Source organism: Brevundimonas sp. M20 (assembly GCF_006547065.1).
GTDB lineage: Bacteria > Pseudomonadota > Alphaproteobacteria > Caulobacterales > Caulobacteraceae > Brevundimonas.
Genome location: NZ_CP041243.1, coordinates 1,276,028 through 1,291,170, shown reverse-complemented (window position 1 = coordinate 1,291,170; position 15,143 = coordinate 1,276,028). Strand labels below are relative to the sequence as shown.

The window sequence follows — 15,143 nt, the reverse complement described above, 5'->3', positions numbered from 1 at the left end:
AAGGATGGTGGAGGGGCTCCGGCCCCGAACTCCGGTGAAGCGCGGTCGCCCATCACCCACAATACCGGCGAAGCGGACAGACCCCTCCACCGCTTCGCGATCCCCCTCCCCCAAGGGTGAGGAACTGACCGCGCTCGCCTTAGCCCTTCACGCTGCCCGCGAGCATGCCGCGGATGTAGTAGCGTTGCAGGGCAAGGAAGATGGCCAGCACGGGGGCGACGGTGATGACGGCGCCGGCCATCATCATCTCGGCGTCCTGCACATGCTCGCGCGACAGGGCCGCCAGCGCCACCGGCAGGGTGTAGTTGGACTGGTCCGTCAGGATGATCAGCGGCCACAGGAAGTCGTTCCAGCTGCCCAGGAAGACGAACAGGGCCAGGGTCACGACGATGGGCTGCATCGTCGGCAGAACCACCTTGCGGAAGATCTGGCTCTCCGAGGCGCCGTCCACGCGCGCGGCCTCGAGCATTTCGTCGGGGATGCTGAGCGCATACTGGCGCACGAGGAACAGGCCGAAGATGGAGGCCAGCCAGGGCACCAGGGCCCCGGCCCAGGTGTTCACCAGCCCCATGGACTTCAGCATCAGGAACAGAGGCAGGGTGCCGATCTGGGCGGGCACCACCAGCGCGGCGACCAGCAGCTGGAACAGGCGCTCACGGCCACGGAACTTCAGCTTGGCGAAGGCGTAGCCGGCGGGGACGGTGAAGCCCAGCGCCAGCACGGTCGCCATGGTGGCGAGCGCGAAGCTGTTCCACAGATAGCGGCCCATGCCCTGGGTCACGAACAGGTCGCGGTAGTGTTCCAGCGTCCAGTTTTTCGGCCACAGCGGCGGCGGGAAGGCGGCGGCCTCGCCGGTCGACATGAAGCTGACCGACACCATCCAGACCAGCGGGAACATCACCGCCAGCGCGATCAGGGCGACGGCGAGGTTCAGCAGGATCGAGCGTAGCTTCATTCGTAGGCCCCCACCTTCTTCGCCACGGCCAGCTGCACCAGCGTGACCGCCAGAATGCAGACGAACAGGACGAAGGCGACGGCGCTGGCGGAGCCGAGGTTCCACCATTTGAAGCCCTCTTCGTACATGAAGTAGAGCACCGTCACGGTCGACTGGGCCGGGCCGCCCTGCGTCATCACATAGGGCTCGGCGAACAGCTGGAAGAAGCTGGCGACGGCGATGATCGAGACCAGCAGCAGGGTCGGGGCGATAGCCGGAAGGGTCACATGGCGGAACTGCTTGAGCGGACCGGCGCCGTCGATGCGGGCGGCCTCGTACAGGTCATCCGGCACGGTCTGAAGGACGGCCAGGAAGATCAGCATGTTGTAGCCGAAGGTCTTCCAAACGACGAACATCAGGATGGCCGGGATGGAGCTCGAGGGGTCGCCCAGCCAGTCCACCGGCGGAATGCCGAACGCGCCCAGCGCCCAGTTGATCACGCCATAGCGGGTGTGGAGCATGTAGTTCCACAGCACCGCCGTCGCGACGAGGGTGGTGACGAAGGGGGCGAAGAACATCACCCGCCACAGCGGCCGCCACTTGATGACGCGGGCGTTCAGGATGACGGCGGCGGCCAGCGAGGTGGCGATGGACAGGGGCACGCCGATGACGGCGAACAGGCCGGTGTTCTTCATCGCGCCCCAGAACAGGGGGTTGGAGAACAGCCGCTCGTAGTTCCGCAGGCCGACGAAGCGCATGTTGCCGATGTCGGCCAGCGCATAGATGTCGAAGTCGGTCAGGCTGAGCAGCAGGGCCGCGAAGACCGGGATGGCGAAGAAGACGCCGATGGCCAGCAGCGACGGGGCGACGAAGCCCCATGCGGCGCGCTCGCGCTTGCGAAGGGATGAAGGGGTCATTCCGCCCTCCCCTGTTCGATCATCCAGCGGCGCTTCTCCAGCAGGCGATCCACACGCTTGTCGATCTCGGCGGCGGCGGCGGCGGGCGCGAACTCACCGCGCACCATGCGTTCGGCGACGATCTGCATCTCGGTCACGATCCGCTCCCACTCGGGCGCCTTGGGTACGGCCTTCGCGCGCGAAAGCTGTCCCTTGAACGCGGCGATGTAGGGGTTGTTCGCCACCGTCGGGGCGGACCATGCGCTTTCGCGCGCCGGCAGGTTGCCGGTGATGCCGTTGAAGATCGCCTGCACGCGCGGCTCGGACAGGTAGCGGACCAGCTTCCACGCCGCCTCCTGGTGGCGCGAGCTGCTGTAGACGACCAGCGACGACCCGCCGGGCGCCGAGGCGCCGGGGCCGGTCGGGCCGGGCACGCCCGCGGTCATCCACTGGACGCCGGGCGACAGGCGATCCTTGAAGTCGCCGATGGTCCACGGACCGGAGAAGTAGAAGCTGAACCAGCCGCGCTCGAACTCGGTCCAGACGTTGGAGATCTGGGCGGCCGAGGCGACGGGGGCCAGCCCCTCGTCGAACAGGCTCTTGTAGAACTCCAGCGCGGCGATGAAGGACGGGGTGGAGAAGTTGCCGCGCGTGTCCTGATCCTTCAGCAGGGGCGCGTCGCCCTGCAGGCCGAAGGTCAGCAGTTGCTCGAACTCGTTGAGCGGCAGCAGGACGGCGTATTTGTCGGGCCCGACCACGCGCTTGACCGCGTGCATGGCCTGTTTCCAGCTCGCCCAGTCGCCCGGCATGGCCTCATACCCCGCCTGACGCAGCAGGTCGGTGCGGTAGAAGATCAGGCGAGTGTCGACGTACCACGGGGTGGCCATGGCCCGGCCGTTGATCCGGTTGGTGTCGAGCACCGCCGGAAACTGGTCGGTCAGCAGGTCCGCGGCGGCGGGCGGCATCGGGCTGATGGCGCCGATGGCTGTCATCTCGGACACCCAGGTGTTGCCGACCTGACTGACATCCGGCAGCGAGGCGCCGGCGTAGGCGGTCAGCAGCTTCTGGTGGGCGGCGGTCCACGGCAGGGCCTGCACCTCCACCCTGATGTCGGGGTTCAGCCGCTCGAACTCCGGCAGGATCTGGCCGACATTGGTGGCCTCCGAGCCCATGGCCCAGAAGCGAAGCCGGGTGCGGCCGTCGCCGCTGCCGGCACAGGCCGACAGGCCGGTCGCGGCCGCCCCGGCCATGAGGCCGAGCGCCGTGCGTCGATCCGGCCGGTACAGGCTCATGCGTTATCCAGCCAGCCGCCGGTGAAGCCGGCGCGCTTCAGGCCGCGCACCAGATTGGGCTCACCGTGCATGGCCTTCCAGACGATCTCGGAGCGATGGTTCTCGATCTGGATGACGATGGGCCCCTGATCGATGCCCAGATAGTCATCCGCGACCCAGCCGATGCCCGGATAGATCTTGCCGTGCTGCAGCGGTCCGTCGCGTTGGGTCAGTGTCGGGTTGAAGGAATCCAGGAAGCCATAGCGGGTGTAGAGGGCGGCGCCGTAGCGGGCCTTCATGGCCTTCAGGCATGCGGTGACGTGATCCGGCGCGAACGGGATCGAGGCCATGGCCGCCGTCGGGGCGATGGTGCCGTCGTCGCGGTCGCCGGGGCCGCGCGCCGAATAGCTGAAGAACTCACGCTCGCGGCCGTCGATCAGCTGACGGAAATCACCCGGGCCGTCACAGGCGGTCAGGCCCCAGACGTCGGCCGAATAGCCGGCCCAGCCCATCGGGTTGTCGATGGCGTATTTGCGCTGGGCGTCCACGGCGCGGACGCTGTTCTGGAAGTAGTCGAAGCCGGGGATTTCGGCCTGCTGCTCGCGCATCCAGCGGTCGTGGATGCCGCGGAAGTCGATATACATATGGCTGAACTCGTGCCCGAACAGGGGCGCGAAATGCAGGTGCTTGGGTCCCCAGCGGTCGGTCCAGCTCTGGTCGTAGACGCTGCACCACTCGTCCCAGACGCTGGCGGGGACCGGGTGGGTCGGGCTGCCGATGGCCAGCAGCAGGACCATCATGCCCTCGTTGTAGACGTTCCAGTCCGAGGGGATGAAGCCGGTCTCGGGGTGCCAGCCCATGGTGATGCGGTTCGGGCGGACCATGGCCCAGTCCCACTCGATCCGCTCATAGATCGCCTGCGACAGGCGACGGATTTCGGCCTCGTCGGCATGGTCGCCATTGAACCAGCGGGCGGCGAACAACATGCCCGACACCAGGAAGGCGGTGTCCACGGTCGACAGCTCGGTCGTGCCGAAGCGGTGGCCGGTGTCCATGTCGAGGAAGTGGTAGAAGAAGCCCTTGTAGCCGCCCCTGCCGGTGGCCTCGGGCCCCTGCGGCAGATCGTGGAAGAAGCGGATGGTGGTCAGGGTGCGCTCACGCGCCTCCTCCCGGCTCATCCAGCCGCGCTCGACCCCGACGGGCCAGACGGTCAGGGCGAAGCCGACGGCGGCGACGGACGAGAAGGATTTGGTCGGCCAGCGATCCGGCGTCAGGCCGTTTGAACGCTGGGTCACATGCACGAACCAGTCGAAGGTCCTGCGCTGCAGGTCCTCGACATCGCCGTCGAGCGCGGGACCGGTGGGAACCATGGGCGTCGCGGACGGCATGGTGGCGCAACCGGCCACCGCCAGCGCCGCGCCGGCGAAGGTGGACCCCATCAGAAAACGTCTGCGGTTCATGGGTTCACCTCTTAACTCGGAATACTGGGATCAAAAAAAGACCGCCCCCGGTTGGGCTGGGAGCGGCCGTTCAGGCTCAGGAGAGTGTAGCGCCCGCCGGGCGGCCCGAAAGCCGCCCGAGGGTCGCACCCGGGGTTACCAGGAGTAGCGCATGCCGATCTGGAAGGTCCGGGTCGGGAACAGGACGCGCGACGGCTGGCCGTAGTTGGGGTTCGGGCTGGTCGCTGAACCCGTGCCGCCGTCGAAGCCGGCGAAGTTGTCGAAGTTGAAGACGTTGATCGCGTCGACGAACACCGACAGCTGCTGACCCGGAACGAACTCGAAGTTCTTGGTCAGGCGCAGGTCCAGATTCCGATACGCAAAGGCGTTCGGGATGATGAAGTTGTACTGCTCGGGCCGGCCGGCGTTGGGCCGGTAGTAGAAGTCCGTCCCGGTGCCGTCGAAGACGTCGAACGGCGTGCCCGAACCCAGCGTCAGGATGCCCGACAGCTGGAAGTCGAACGGCAGGTCGACGATGCCGTTGGCCACGATGCGGTGACGTTCATCATTGTCCGTCGGACGAACCGGCGAGGTTTCAACGCTGAAGCAATCGAAGCAGAAGGCGTCACGGCCGCCGTTCTGTTCGGCTTCCGACCAGGTGTAGGCCAGGTTGAAGCCCCAGCCCGAGTCCCGCGTGTAGGGCTTGTCCGCCTTCAGATACAGGGCGCGGAATTCGCGTTCCTTGTTGTGATCCGAGACGAAGTAGCCGCGGTATGGATTGGCCGCGCCCGGTCCGCAGAAGCCGCCGTTGTCGCCGAAGCCGCCGCCGTCGTTCGGACGGTTGGGCTCGCGGCAGCGCGTCAGATACTGCCAGGTGAACTCGTTCTTGGTCTTGCCGTAGGCCAGGGTGACTTCGGTCTGCCAGTCGCCGAGGCGCTGACGAACACCGAAGTTGACCTGGTCGGTGCGCGGCGGCTCAAAGTCGTTCGACAGCAGGAAGACTTCGCCCTTGCCCGGGATGGTCGCGAAGACCGGGTCCAGACCGGCGGCGGTGCCGTAGGACGGATCCCACAGGATGGGGTCGCCCGCTTCGCCCGGCAGATCGACGCCCGGACCCGGATCACGATCTTCACCGGCGGGACGGCCCGTCGTGCTGAAGAAGGCGTTCTGGCGGATGTCGAACGGCTTGACGATTTCGTCGTAGGAGAAGTTGAAGTTCACGCGGTCGTAGTACCGACCGGCGCCGCCGAAGATCACCGTCGAGCGATCACCGAAGATGTCATACGAGAAGCCGATCCGCGGCTGAATGGCGCCCGCGAACGGGTCGCGGTTGTTGCCCGTCGAGATGTAGTCGTCGCGGTTGAACCAGCTGGGGGCGTAACCGGCCGGCTTGCCGCCGTCGGTCGAGGCGATCCACTGGTCCAGACCGGCGATGACGCTGGCCGGGGTGACGTAGTCGTTGTTGTTGGCGTTGGTCTCGTAGTCCCAGCGCAGGCCGATGTTGATCTCGAGCTGGTCGGTGATGCGCCAGTCGTCCTGCAGGTACAGACCGATGACGGTGTTATCGAGATCGACCTCGGGGAACGACCGGCCCAGTTCGACGCGGTAGGGCACCGTGGTGCTGCCGCTCAGCTCCGGACGACCGTCCAGGTCGAAGTAGTAGAACGGGTTACGGCCGAACTGCTTCTCCACCTGATAGTTCTGGAACGACACCTTGGCGCCCAGCTTGATGGTGTGGAATCCGCTCATCTCCAGGTCATTGAACGTCAGGTCATTGCGGACCGTGATCGCGTTGTCGTGGATGTCCTGGGTGCTGTCGCGTCCGCCGAGGTTCAGGATGGTGAACCCGCCGAAGTAGTCCGGATCGAAGGCCGGGGTGCTGGTGTTCGAGTCCTCGAACCGGCGGTAGCTCTGACCGACGTCCGAGAAGTTGGCCGCGCCCGGGTTGTAGTTGTAGTCGCGGTAGTCGATGGCGAGCTCGTTGAGGAACGAGTCGGTCTGCCACTGCCAGCGCAGGTTGCTGGTCAGGGTCGTCTGTTGCAGGTTGTTGGCGCGCTCGAACGCATCCGCGCCGCCGAAGTCGCGCAGGTCCGACTCGTCGCGATAGGTGACGCTCCAGTCGACCAGGTGCCCCTCGGACGGCTGCCAGCTTAGCTTGCCGAAATACAGGTCTTCCTCAAACGGAGCCGCGAAGGTGCCGATGTAGTCGGCGAAGCGGGTCTCGTCGGCCAGCGTCGCGCGATCACCGAGGTCGACGACGTTGGCGCGGCCTTCTTTCTTGCGCTCGTAGGTGCCGAAGAAGTGCAGGCGATCACGGATGATCGGGCCGCCGATGGCGAAGCCGTACTGTTGCACTTCCAGATCGGGCTGCTCGCGGCCGGCGCGGTCCGAGAAGTAGTCCTGGGTGATGAAGCTCTGGTCGCGATAGGTCCCGAAGACCTCGCCGTGGAACTCGTTGGTGCCCGAACGCGTGACGGCGGTGATGATCGCCGACGAGGCCTGCTCGTACTCCGCCTTGAAGTTCTGGCTGACGACCCGGAACTCCTGGATGCCGGCCTGCGGGAACGGGTTACCGCGGCTGTCGTCCTGGCCGATGATGCCGCCCGCGATGACGTTCGACTTCAGGCTGGCGCCGTCGATGAAGGCGTTGACCGATTCCGCGCGCTGGCCGCCCGCGGTGATGGTCTGCTCGTTCTCGTCCAGCGACAGCCGGACGCCGGGGGCGAGGGCCGCGAAGTTCAGGAAGTTGCGATTGATCTGCGGCAGGTTGTTGATCTGCTGGGTCGTGACGTTGGTCGCGTTTTCCGGCGTCCGGACTTCGGCCAGACGGCGTCCGGTGACGACGACTTCGCCCAGTTCGGTGGCGCCCGGCGCGGCGTCAGCCGTCTCGACCCCGACCGAGAGGTCCAGATCGCCGACCTGACCGACGCCGATCGAGACGGTCTCGCTGGCGCTTTGGCCGTCGCTGGTGGTGACCGTCACCTCATAGGTGCCCGGACGCAGGCCCGACAGCACATAGCCGCCGCCCGAGTTGGCGGTCGTGCGCGTGGTGAAGCCGCTGGCCACGTCGCGGGCGACCACGACGGCGCCGGCTTCAGCCGCGGCGCCGTCGGTGACGGAGCCCCGGATGGTCGAGGTGGTGACCTGGGCGCTCGCCGCTCCGGCGGCTCCCAGCGCGATGGCCACCGCGAGGGCGGAGGCCGCCCCAAGGTACGCCCTGTTCTTGATGCTCATCACAGTTTCTCCCCTTCAAGAGACGGTGTCTGGACAGTTTTCTGGCCCGAGCCGGCGACGCCGGAGCCGGTCGGGAATGGGTGACTGGAGGCCCTGACCACCAGTTCGGGACGCACCACCTCGCACGCGGTGTCCGCGTTCGAGCCGATCAGGCCGACCAGGCGTTCAAGCGCCTTGCGACCGGTTTCGGCGATGTGGATCTTCAGGGTCGTCAGCGCGGGACGAACCAGCCCGGCCAGCGGGATGTCGTCGAAGCCGACCATCGCAACATCTTCAGGGACGCGCAGACCGGCGTCCTGGAAGGCCAGCAGGGCGCCGACGGCCATGTTGTCGTTGGCGGCGAAGACCGCGTCGGGGCGATCCGACCGGGCGGCCAGGGCGGCGCCCGCATCCTCGCCCGAGGCCCGGGTGAAGGCGCCGTCGACCACCATGGTCGGCAGACCGGCGTCGGCCATGGCCTCCAGATAGCCGGCCAGACGGGCCTCGGCCTCCAGGTTGCCGGTCGGTCCGGCGATGTGGGCGATGCGCGTGCGGCCCAGGGCGATCAGATGCTCGACCGCGGCGACGGCGCCGCCGTGGTTATCGACCACGATGGACGGACGGTTCGCGTCCACCGCGCCGCCGTTCATCAGCAGCACCGGCGTGCGACCGGCCAGACCGGCGGCCAGATTGGCGGCGCCCAGATGCGGCGACAGGACGATCAGACCGTCCACCCGCCCCCGCATCGAGCGGATGGCGGCCGACGCCTCGTCCGCATCGTCGTGCGAGGACGAAACAATGAGGTGATAGCCCAGCGCGCGGGCAGCCACGTCCATGCCCCGGATCAGTTCCGAGAAGAACTCCCCGTACAGGTCCGGCAGGATCACGCCGACGGTGCTGGTCTTGCTGGTCGACAGGCTGCGCGCGCCCGAATGCGGCACGTACTGCAGGGCGTCGACCGCCTCCATGATCCGCTTGCGCGTGGCCTCGGTCACCGGGCCGTTTCCGTTCAGGACACGCGAAACCGACGCGACGGACACGTCCGCGCGTTGGGCGACGTCGCGGATGGTCGCCGGCTTCAAGCCTGACCGCCCGCGCCCGAAGGCTGCGTGTGTGAACGGAACAAAAGTGAGTCTCCCTGACGACTGCCCGACCCCGGCCCGCTTTCCGCGAGTCCGTTCGAAGCACCGTGTAACCGATTACATGACATACGAGTCGCGTGCCCCGCAAGGGCCGGATTTTGGCCACAAGCGTTTCAGGGCGGTAAGTCGCAGGGATAGACGCCGGACGCAGGCCGCCGGATGACGCTATCGAATGCGGCGGTAATAGGCCTCGCTCAGGTCGAGACGATCCTTGAACGGAATGTCCCTGGCCACCGGTCCGTCATTCGTGAACTCCAGCAGCCTGTCGCCTTGCGGTTCCATGCGCGGCCAGGCCGGATGGCGTCCATCGTCGGGATTTCCGGTGCGGGCGAAGGTGGTCCAGTAGTCGGCCATCGCGGTCGCCTGCCGCTGGTCCATCTCCTCGGTCGGCCAGGGCGAGGCCGACAGATTGTCGAAGACATACTGGCGCTCGGACGCATGGGTGGCGCCCGCGTGCGGCTCCGGCATGGCGGCCGACACCACATCAAAGCGATAGACCCACGAGGGGTGCCCGTTGGCCGCGTGCAGACGGGCCAGATGGCGCGCCGGCTCGCTGAACACCAGATCGCTGAGGACGTGGGCGTTGTAGCCATCTTCCCCGCCGTAGGCCGCGATAAAGGCCGTGCGCTCGTCGGGCGTCATGGCGTCGTCGATGGCCCCGTAGGGCGATATGTCGGTCGGCTTCATCCACCAGAACTCGGCGCTGTTCGAGCCGATGATGAAGGGAACCGGCGCCTCGCGCCCGGCGGCGAAGGCGGCCTCGACGTCCTCGGCGATCAGGCCGCCGTCCTTCACCAGCAGATCGCCGCCGTAGAAGCTCGGCGCGGGCGCCAGGAACCGTTCGGCCGGGATGGCGCGCAGATCGGCGGCGGTCGCTTGGGCGAGCCCCTCCCCGGCGGCGAAGGCGACGCCCCGGTCCTGCATCGACGGATCGCCGTTGGGACGCAATTCGGTCAGGGGCGTGCCCTGATCGCGGCCCAGTCCGGACTGGACCACCGCCCGATGGAACAGGCCTCGCGCGCGGGGCGAGATCATCAGCCGGTTGACCAGAGCCCCGCCGGCGGACTCGCCGAAAATGGTGACATTGGTGGAATCTCCACCGAAAGCCGAGGCGTTGTCCCGCACCCATTGCAGGGCCGCGATGACATCCATCAGGCCGTAGTTGGCGGCGTCCTCGCCCGGCGCGCGCTCAGCGGCCAGGGCGGGGTGGTCGAAGAAGCCGAGCCGTCCGAGCCGGTAGTTGATGGTCACCAGCATCACGCCGCGCCGGGCCAGATTGGCGCCGTCGTACAGCCGGGCCGTGCCCGAACCGTTGTTCAGACCGCCGCCGTGGATCCACACCATGACCGGCAGGGGCGCCCCCGAATGCTGCGCCGGAACCCAGACATTCAGGTTCAGGCAGTCCTCGCTCATCGGCAGGGGGCCGACGCCGGGATCGCCGTTCGAGGGCGGCTGGATGCAGATGGCGCCCGGCGCGCCCGCATCGCGATCATCCTCCCAGGCCGCCGCCGGAGCCGGCGGACGCCACCGTCCCTCGCCCGTCGGCGGCGCGGCGTAGGGAATGGCCTGGAAGCTGTCGACGCCGTCGACCTGCCGCCCGACCAGCGTGCCCTGCGCCACGGTCACGCGCGGCTGGACACCGGGATCGGGGGTCTGGAGAGGCGAAGTCATGAGGGCCGCCGCGAACAGTGAAGCTATCATGTCCGGCAGCCTAGCCCCCCTGCCCCGCCGGGCTCAAATGACGAAGAGTTTTCTGCTGCTTCCGCCGGAACCGACGTCATGTCAAAGCGTTACCATACGACGAGTGCGGGGTTGTAGTTTGAAGGATTTGGCCAATACAGGCGACCTTGCGGTCGATCTGGCGAGCGCGTTCGACGCCTCGCCCAATCCCTATATGCTTCTGACCCCCGAGTTGAATTTCGCGGGCATGAACGCGGCCTACCTCGCCGTCACAGGCATGACCCGCGAAGCGCTTCTGGGGCGCAATCTCTTCGAGGTCTTCAGCGCCGGCCCAACCGAGGATGGACGTGAAAACGCCCGACAGCTCCGCGCCTCGCTTGAACGGGTCCTGTCACAGGATCGCCGCGACCATCTGGCCCTGATCCGCTACGCCATCCCGTCGATCCGGGAAGACGGGACAAGCGAGCTTGAAGAACGCTTCTGGTCGGCGACCCACACGCCGATTCACGACCGCACCGGCCGCATCGCCTATATCCTTCAGCACACCACGGACATCACCGAGCTGGAACGTCTGCGCCGGCGCGTCGCGGAGGACGCCGACCGCGAGGCGCTGGACTACATCCTGAGCGGCAACATCCTGACCCGCGCCGAGCATGTCCAGGAGGACAACCGGCGCCTCCAGTCCGAGCATAACCGCCTGCTGGAGATGTTCATGCAGGCGCCGGGGTTCGTCGCCGTCCTGGTGGGGCCCGAGCATGTCTTCCAGACCCACAACGCCGCCTACGCCCAACTGATCGGCCGGCGTGACATCACCGGCCTGCCTCTGCGGGACGCCCTTCCGGAGGTAGCCGACCAGGGCTTCGTCGACATCCTCGACACCGTCCGCGCGACGGGCGAGGCCTATGAGGGTCGGGCCGCGCCGGTGAAGCTTCAGCGGACGCCGGACGGCCCGCTGGAGACCCTGTATCTGGACTTCATCTACCAGCCCATCCGGGATCAGGATGGCAAGGTCGCGGGCGTCTTCGTTCAGGGCCACGACGTCACCGATACCGTCATCGCCGCCGAGCGGCAGAAGCTGATGATCGACGAGCTGAACCACCGGGTGAAGAACACCCTGGCCACGGTCCAGTCGATCGCCATGCAGACCGCGCGCTCGCACACTGATCCCAGAACCTTCGCCGAGAGCTTCCAGGCCCGGCTGATGGCCCTGTCGCACACCCACGACCTGCTGACCCGCAGCCATTGGGAAGGCGCCGACCTGCGCGCCATTCTGGAGCACGAGACCGAGGCGCACGGCCCGCAGCGCATCAGCCTGAACGGCGCGCCGGTGGCGCTGGGCCCCGCTGCGGCCCTGTCGCTGGGCATGATCTTCCACGAACTGGCGACCAACGCCGCCAAATACGGCGCCCTGTCAGGGCCGGAGGGACGGGTCATGGTCGACTGGTCGGTCGCCGACCAGTTGCACCCGAAATTGCATCTGACCTGGCGCGAGCTGGACGGCCCGCCGGTGATCGAGCCGACCCGACGGGGCTTCGGCAGCCGACTGATTGAACGCAACGTCCGCCATGATCTGGGGGGCGAGGTGAAACTTGACTACGCAACCGCCGGGTTCTCGGCGGAGTTTATGGTTCCGCTGGACCGGGAGATGACGAATGACTGACGCGCTTTCGGGTCGCCGGGTGCTGATCGTAGAGGACGAGTCGCTGGTCGCCATGCTGCTGGAGACCATTCTGGAAGACATGGGCTGCACGCCCGTGGGGCCGGCCTCGAACATCGACGAGGGCCTGGCCCTGGTCGGCGAGGAGGGGGCGCTCGACGCCGCCCTGCTGGACGTCAACGTGGCGGGTCGTCAGGTCTTCCCGGTGGCGCAGGCGCTGAAGGACCGGGGCGTGCCCTTCGTCTTCTCCACCGGATACGGCGAAGGCGGCCTGCCCGACGAATGGCGTGGCCAGCGGACCATCCAGAAGCCCTTCACCGAAGCCGCCGTGTGCGATGCGCTGATGGCGGTGATGGGGATCGAGCGGGGATAAGGCCTGGGGATTAGGGACCAGGGATTGGGGATTAGAGGCAAGGGCCGCGAGATCGGCATTGATAATCCCCAGGCCCCAATCCCTGATCCCTCACTTCAGATCCTTCACCACCGCCCGCGCCGCATTGTGGCCGGGCGCGCCGGTGACGCCGCCGCCGGGGTGCGCGCCGGAGCCGCAGAGGTAGAGCCCCGCCACGGGCATCCGATAGTCGGCATGGCCCAGCACCGGTCGGGCGCTGAACAGCTGATCCAGCGTCAGACGGCCGTGGAAGATGTCGCCGCCGACGAGGCCGAAACGTCGTTCCAGATCACGCGGCCCCAGCGCCAGCCGCCCGACCACCGACGCCCTGAAGCCTGGCGCGTATTTATCGACCGTCTCGATCATCAGATCCGCCACCGTGTCGCGGTGTTCGTCGGCGAGATCAGGCGAGACATGCTGGCAGAACAGGCTGGCGACATGCTGCCCTGCCGGCGCCAGACTGTCGTCGAGCGTCGAGGGTATCAGCATCTCCACGATGGGCTCGCGCGACCAGCCGTCCAGCCGCGCACTGGCGTGGGCCCGGTCCATGTAGGCGAGGCTCGGCGCGATAATGATGCCGGCGGTCAGGTGGTCTCCCTGCCCCGGCAGGCTGGTGAAGTCCGGCAGCTCCGACAGGGCCACGTTCATGCGGAAGGTGCCCGAGCCGGACTGATAGGCGCCGATGCGCGCGCGGAAGTCCGCCGGGACCACGGCGTCGTCAACCAGCTGCTCGAACAGCAGGCGGGGGTGAAGATTGGAGACCACCGCGCGGGCGCGCACCACGTCGCCGCCCTCGGTCACCGCGCCGACCGCCCTGCCCTTTTCCGTCAGCACCTCGGCCACCGGCGTCTCCAGCCGCACCTCGACGCCAAGTTCGGCGCAGGCTTTCGCCATGGCCTGGGTGATCGCGCCCATGCCGCCGACCGCGTGGCCCCAGACGCCCTTCTTTCCGTTCACCTCGCCGAAGACGTGGTGCAGCAGCACATAGGCCGAGCCGGGCGTATAGGGGCTGCCATAGGCGCCGACGATGCTGTCGAAGCCGAACAGGGCCTTGATCGGATCACTCTCGAACCAGCCGTCCAGCCAGTCGCCCGCCGACTTGGTGAACAGGTCCAGCAGGTCGCGACGGCCCTCGGCGTCCAGCGCCAGCGCCTGCCGCCCCAGCCCTGCCGCGTTGGCGAGTTCGGGCAGTTGGGCCAGCCAGCCGCCTTCGGTCAGGTTCGGCGGCGCCTTCAGGATCCAGTCGCGCAGGATCGACGCGACGACGTCCAGCCGTCGCTCGTACTCCGGCAGACGTTCCGCATCGCGCTGCGAGAATTTGGCCACCTCCGCCTGCGTCCGCCCCTCCCCGGCCAGCAGGTAGCGGCGATCATCGAGGGGCAGGAAGTTGGAGACCTTGCGCTCCACAACCCGCAGCCCATGCCGCGCCAGCTCCATGTCGGCGATGATCTTCGGGTTCAGCAGGCTGACGGTGTAGCTGGCGGTCGAATTGCGGAAGCCGGGATGGAACTCCTCCGTCACCGCCGCCCCGCCGACGACAGGCCGACGCTCCAGCACCGTCACCTTCAGCCCGGCCTTCGCCAGATAGAAGGCGCAGACCAGGCCGTTGTGGCCTCCGCCCAGAATGACGACGTCTGTGGAGGTGGTGCTCATGCCGCGTTCCGTCCTCAGCGCGCCCTTGCCTGCGCTTGCGCCTGTCGGGTGAGCTGAAGAAACTCGGTGAACATCGAGCTTTTCGCCGGGAAGCGCCGCTGCCCTTCAAGGAAGACGACCTCGGCCTCATCCAGTCGGCCTAGCCGCAGCAGACACTCCCCCCGGGAGAAGAAGGCGGCGATGCCGTCCGGTTCGACGCGCAACGACGCCTCAAAGCCTTCCAGCGCCAGATCGTAGCGGCCGAGATCCATATAGCTGAATGCCCGGTTGTCGATGGCTTCGAAGAACAGCGGGAACAGATCGATCGCCCGGTCGTAGGCGGCGATGGCGCCCTGATGGTCACCGGCCTCGGACAGGCTGTTGCCGCGCTGGTACTGTTCGTTGGCGGCCCGAACGATCTGGCCCGCGTCCTGCCCGGTGACGGTCAGGTAGCGGGGGAAGTCGGTGTGCTTCAGATATTCGTCGAACCCGGCCCTTTGCCCGGGCGTGACCGGCGCGTTGCCCAGCCGCTCCCAGCCCTCTTCACCGTAGCTTTCCGCCCGCACAGGCACATGCATGACCCGGACAGTAAGGGAGGCCGCGGCCGAGAGTGACGGGCGCTCGGCAGTCACGTCATAGGTCAGGACGTGGGCGACCGATGTCCCGTCAGGCCATGAATCGACCGCGATGACCCTGACGACATGCCAACCGTCGGCTTGCCGCAGGGTGATGACATCCCCCGCCCTCAGCTCAAGGGACTGCGGCCTGACGATAACTCCGGAAGCAGGCGGCGCCAGCGCGGCGCCCATACAGAGCAGAGCCGTCGTCAGAGCGACGGGGACGAGAACAGCAGCGCGAAATCGGGTCATGATCCCTCCTACCGTCTTG

Annotated in this window: 11 protein-coding genes; 2 read left to right on the top strand and 9 right to left on the bottom strand. The window is 67.3% G+C overall.

Features of this window, described 5'->3' with window-relative positions; translation table 11 throughout:
* Positions 1–139: 139 nt before the first annotated feature.
* The 7 genes from FKQ52_RS06170 to FKQ52_RS06140 all read right to left on the bottom strand — a co-directional run bounded on the left by FKQ52_RS06170 (position 140) and on the right by FKQ52_RS06140 (position 10,566).
* On the bottom strand, positions 140–955 hold the full coding sequence (locus FKQ52_RS06170; RefSeq protein ID WP_141626368.1) for a carbohydrate ABC transporter permease: 816 nt from the start codon (positions 953–955) through the stop codon (positions 140–142).
* Positions 952–1,851, bottom strand: a complete 900-nt coding sequence (locus FKQ52_RS06165) for a carbohydrate ABC transporter permease (RefSeq protein ID WP_141626367.1) — start codon at positions 1,849–1,851, stop codon at positions 952–954. Before FKQ52_RS06165 ends, FKQ52_RS06170 begins: the two co-directional genes overlap by 4 nt.
* Positions 1,848–3,122, bottom strand: a complete 1,275-nt coding sequence (locus tag FKQ52_RS06160) for an extracellular solute-binding protein (protein ID WP_205750876.1) — start codon at positions 3,120–3,122, stop codon at positions 1,848–1,850. Before FKQ52_RS06160 ends, FKQ52_RS06165 begins: the two co-directional genes overlap by 4 nt.
* Positions 3,119–4,561, bottom strand: a complete 1,443-nt coding sequence (locus tag FKQ52_RS06155) for a glucoamylase family protein (RefSeq protein WP_141626366.1) — start codon at positions 4,559–4,561, stop codon at positions 3,119–3,121. Before FKQ52_RS06155 ends, FKQ52_RS06160 begins: the two co-directional genes overlap by 4 nt.
* A 135-nt stretch (positions 4,562–4,696) precedes the next feature.
* Positions 4,697–7,774 (bottom strand): carboxypeptidase regulatory-like domain-containing protein, encoded by a 3,078-nt coding sequence (locus FKQ52_RS06150; RefSeq protein ID WP_141626365.1) that lies wholly within the window; start codon positions 7,772–7,774, stop codon positions 4,697–4,699.
* The gene (locus tag FKQ52_RS06145; protein ID WP_141626364.1) at positions 7,774–8,835 is read right to left on the bottom strand and encodes a LacI family DNA-binding transcriptional regulator; all 1,062 of its coding nucleotides are present in this window, start codon (positions 8,833–8,835) and stop codon (positions 7,774–7,776) included. The genes FKQ52_RS06150 and FKQ52_RS06145 overlap by 1 nt, the downstream gene beginning before the upstream one ends.
* Positions 8,836–9,060: 225 nt before the next feature.
* Positions 9,061–10,566: a carboxylesterase/lipase family protein gene (locus tag FKQ52_RS06140; RefSeq protein WP_240811756.1), complete on the bottom strand. Its 1,506-nt coding sequence runs from the start codon at positions 10,564–10,566 to the stop codon at positions 9,061–9,063.
* 148 nt (positions 10,567–10,714) lie between these two features.
* Here FKQ52_RS06140 and FKQ52_RS06135 point away from each other — a divergent pair, with 148 nt between their 5' ends.
* Positions 10,715–12,235, top strand: coding sequence for a sensor histidine kinase (locus FKQ52_RS06135; protein WP_240811755.1), 1,521 nt, complete (start codon positions 10,715–10,717; stop codon positions 12,233–12,235).
* Positions 12,228–12,605 carry a response regulator gene (locus FKQ52_RS06130; RefSeq protein WP_141626361.1) on the top strand — a complete coding sequence of 126 codons (378 nt, stop codon included), beginning with the start codon at positions 12,228–12,230 and terminating at the stop codon, positions 12,603–12,605. The genes FKQ52_RS06135 and FKQ52_RS06130 overlap by 8 nt, the downstream gene beginning before the upstream one ends.
* Before the next feature lie 90 nt (positions 12,606–12,695).
* Here FKQ52_RS06130 and FKQ52_RS06125 read toward each other — a convergent pair whose 3' ends face one another.
* The gene (locus FKQ52_RS06125; protein WP_141626360.1) at positions 12,696–14,276 is read right to left on the bottom strand and encodes an NAD(P)/FAD-dependent oxidoreductase; all 1,581 of its coding nucleotides are present in this window, start codon (positions 14,274–14,276) and stop codon (positions 12,696–12,698) included.
* Between the two features lie 14 nt (positions 14,277–14,290).
* Complete coding sequence (locus FKQ52_RS06120; protein ID WP_141626359.1) at positions 14,291–15,124, bottom strand: tetratricopeptide repeat protein; 834 nt, start codon at positions 15,122–15,124, stop codon at positions 14,291–14,293.
* Positions 15,125–15,143: the final 19 nt, after the last annotated feature.

Excerpts from the sequence above, each read along its gene's own strand:
- FKQ52_RS06170 (WP_141626368.1), bottom strand. The coding sequence starts at position 955 with ATGAAGCTACGCTCGATCCTGCTGAACCTCGCCGTCGCCCTGATCGCG.
- FKQ52_RS06165 (WP_141626367.1), bottom strand. The coding sequence starts at position 1,851 with ATGACCCCTTCATCCCTTCGCAAGCGCGAGCGCGCCGCATGGGGCTTC.
- FKQ52_RS06160 (WP_205750876.1), bottom strand. The coding sequence starts at position 3,122 with ATGAGCCTGTACCGGCCGGATCGACGCACGGCGCTCGGCCTCATGGCC.
- FKQ52_RS06155 (WP_141626366.1), bottom strand. The coding sequence starts at position 4,561 with ATGAACCGCAGACGTTTTCTGATGGGGTCCACCTTCGCCGGCGCGGCG.
- FKQ52_RS06150 (WP_141626365.1), bottom strand. The coding sequence starts at position 7,774 with ATGAGCATCAAGAACAGGGCGTACCTTGGGGCGGCCTCCGCCCTCGCG.
- FKQ52_RS06140 (WP_240811756.1), bottom strand. The coding sequence starts at position 10,566 with ATGACTTCGCCTCTCCAGACCCCCGATCCCGGTGTCCAGCCGCGCGTG.
- FKQ52_RS06130 (WP_141626361.1), top strand. The coding sequence starts at position 12,228 with ATGACTGACGCGCTTTCGGGTCGCCGGGTGCTGATCGTAGAGGACGAG.
- FKQ52_RS06125 (WP_141626360.1), bottom strand. The coding sequence starts at position 14,276 with ATGAGCACCACCTCCACAGACGTCGTCATTCTGGGCGGAGGCCACAAC.
- FKQ52_RS06120 (WP_141626359.1), bottom strand. The coding sequence starts at position 15,124 with ATGACCCGATTTCGCGCTGCTGTTCTCGTCCCCGTCGCTCTGACGACG.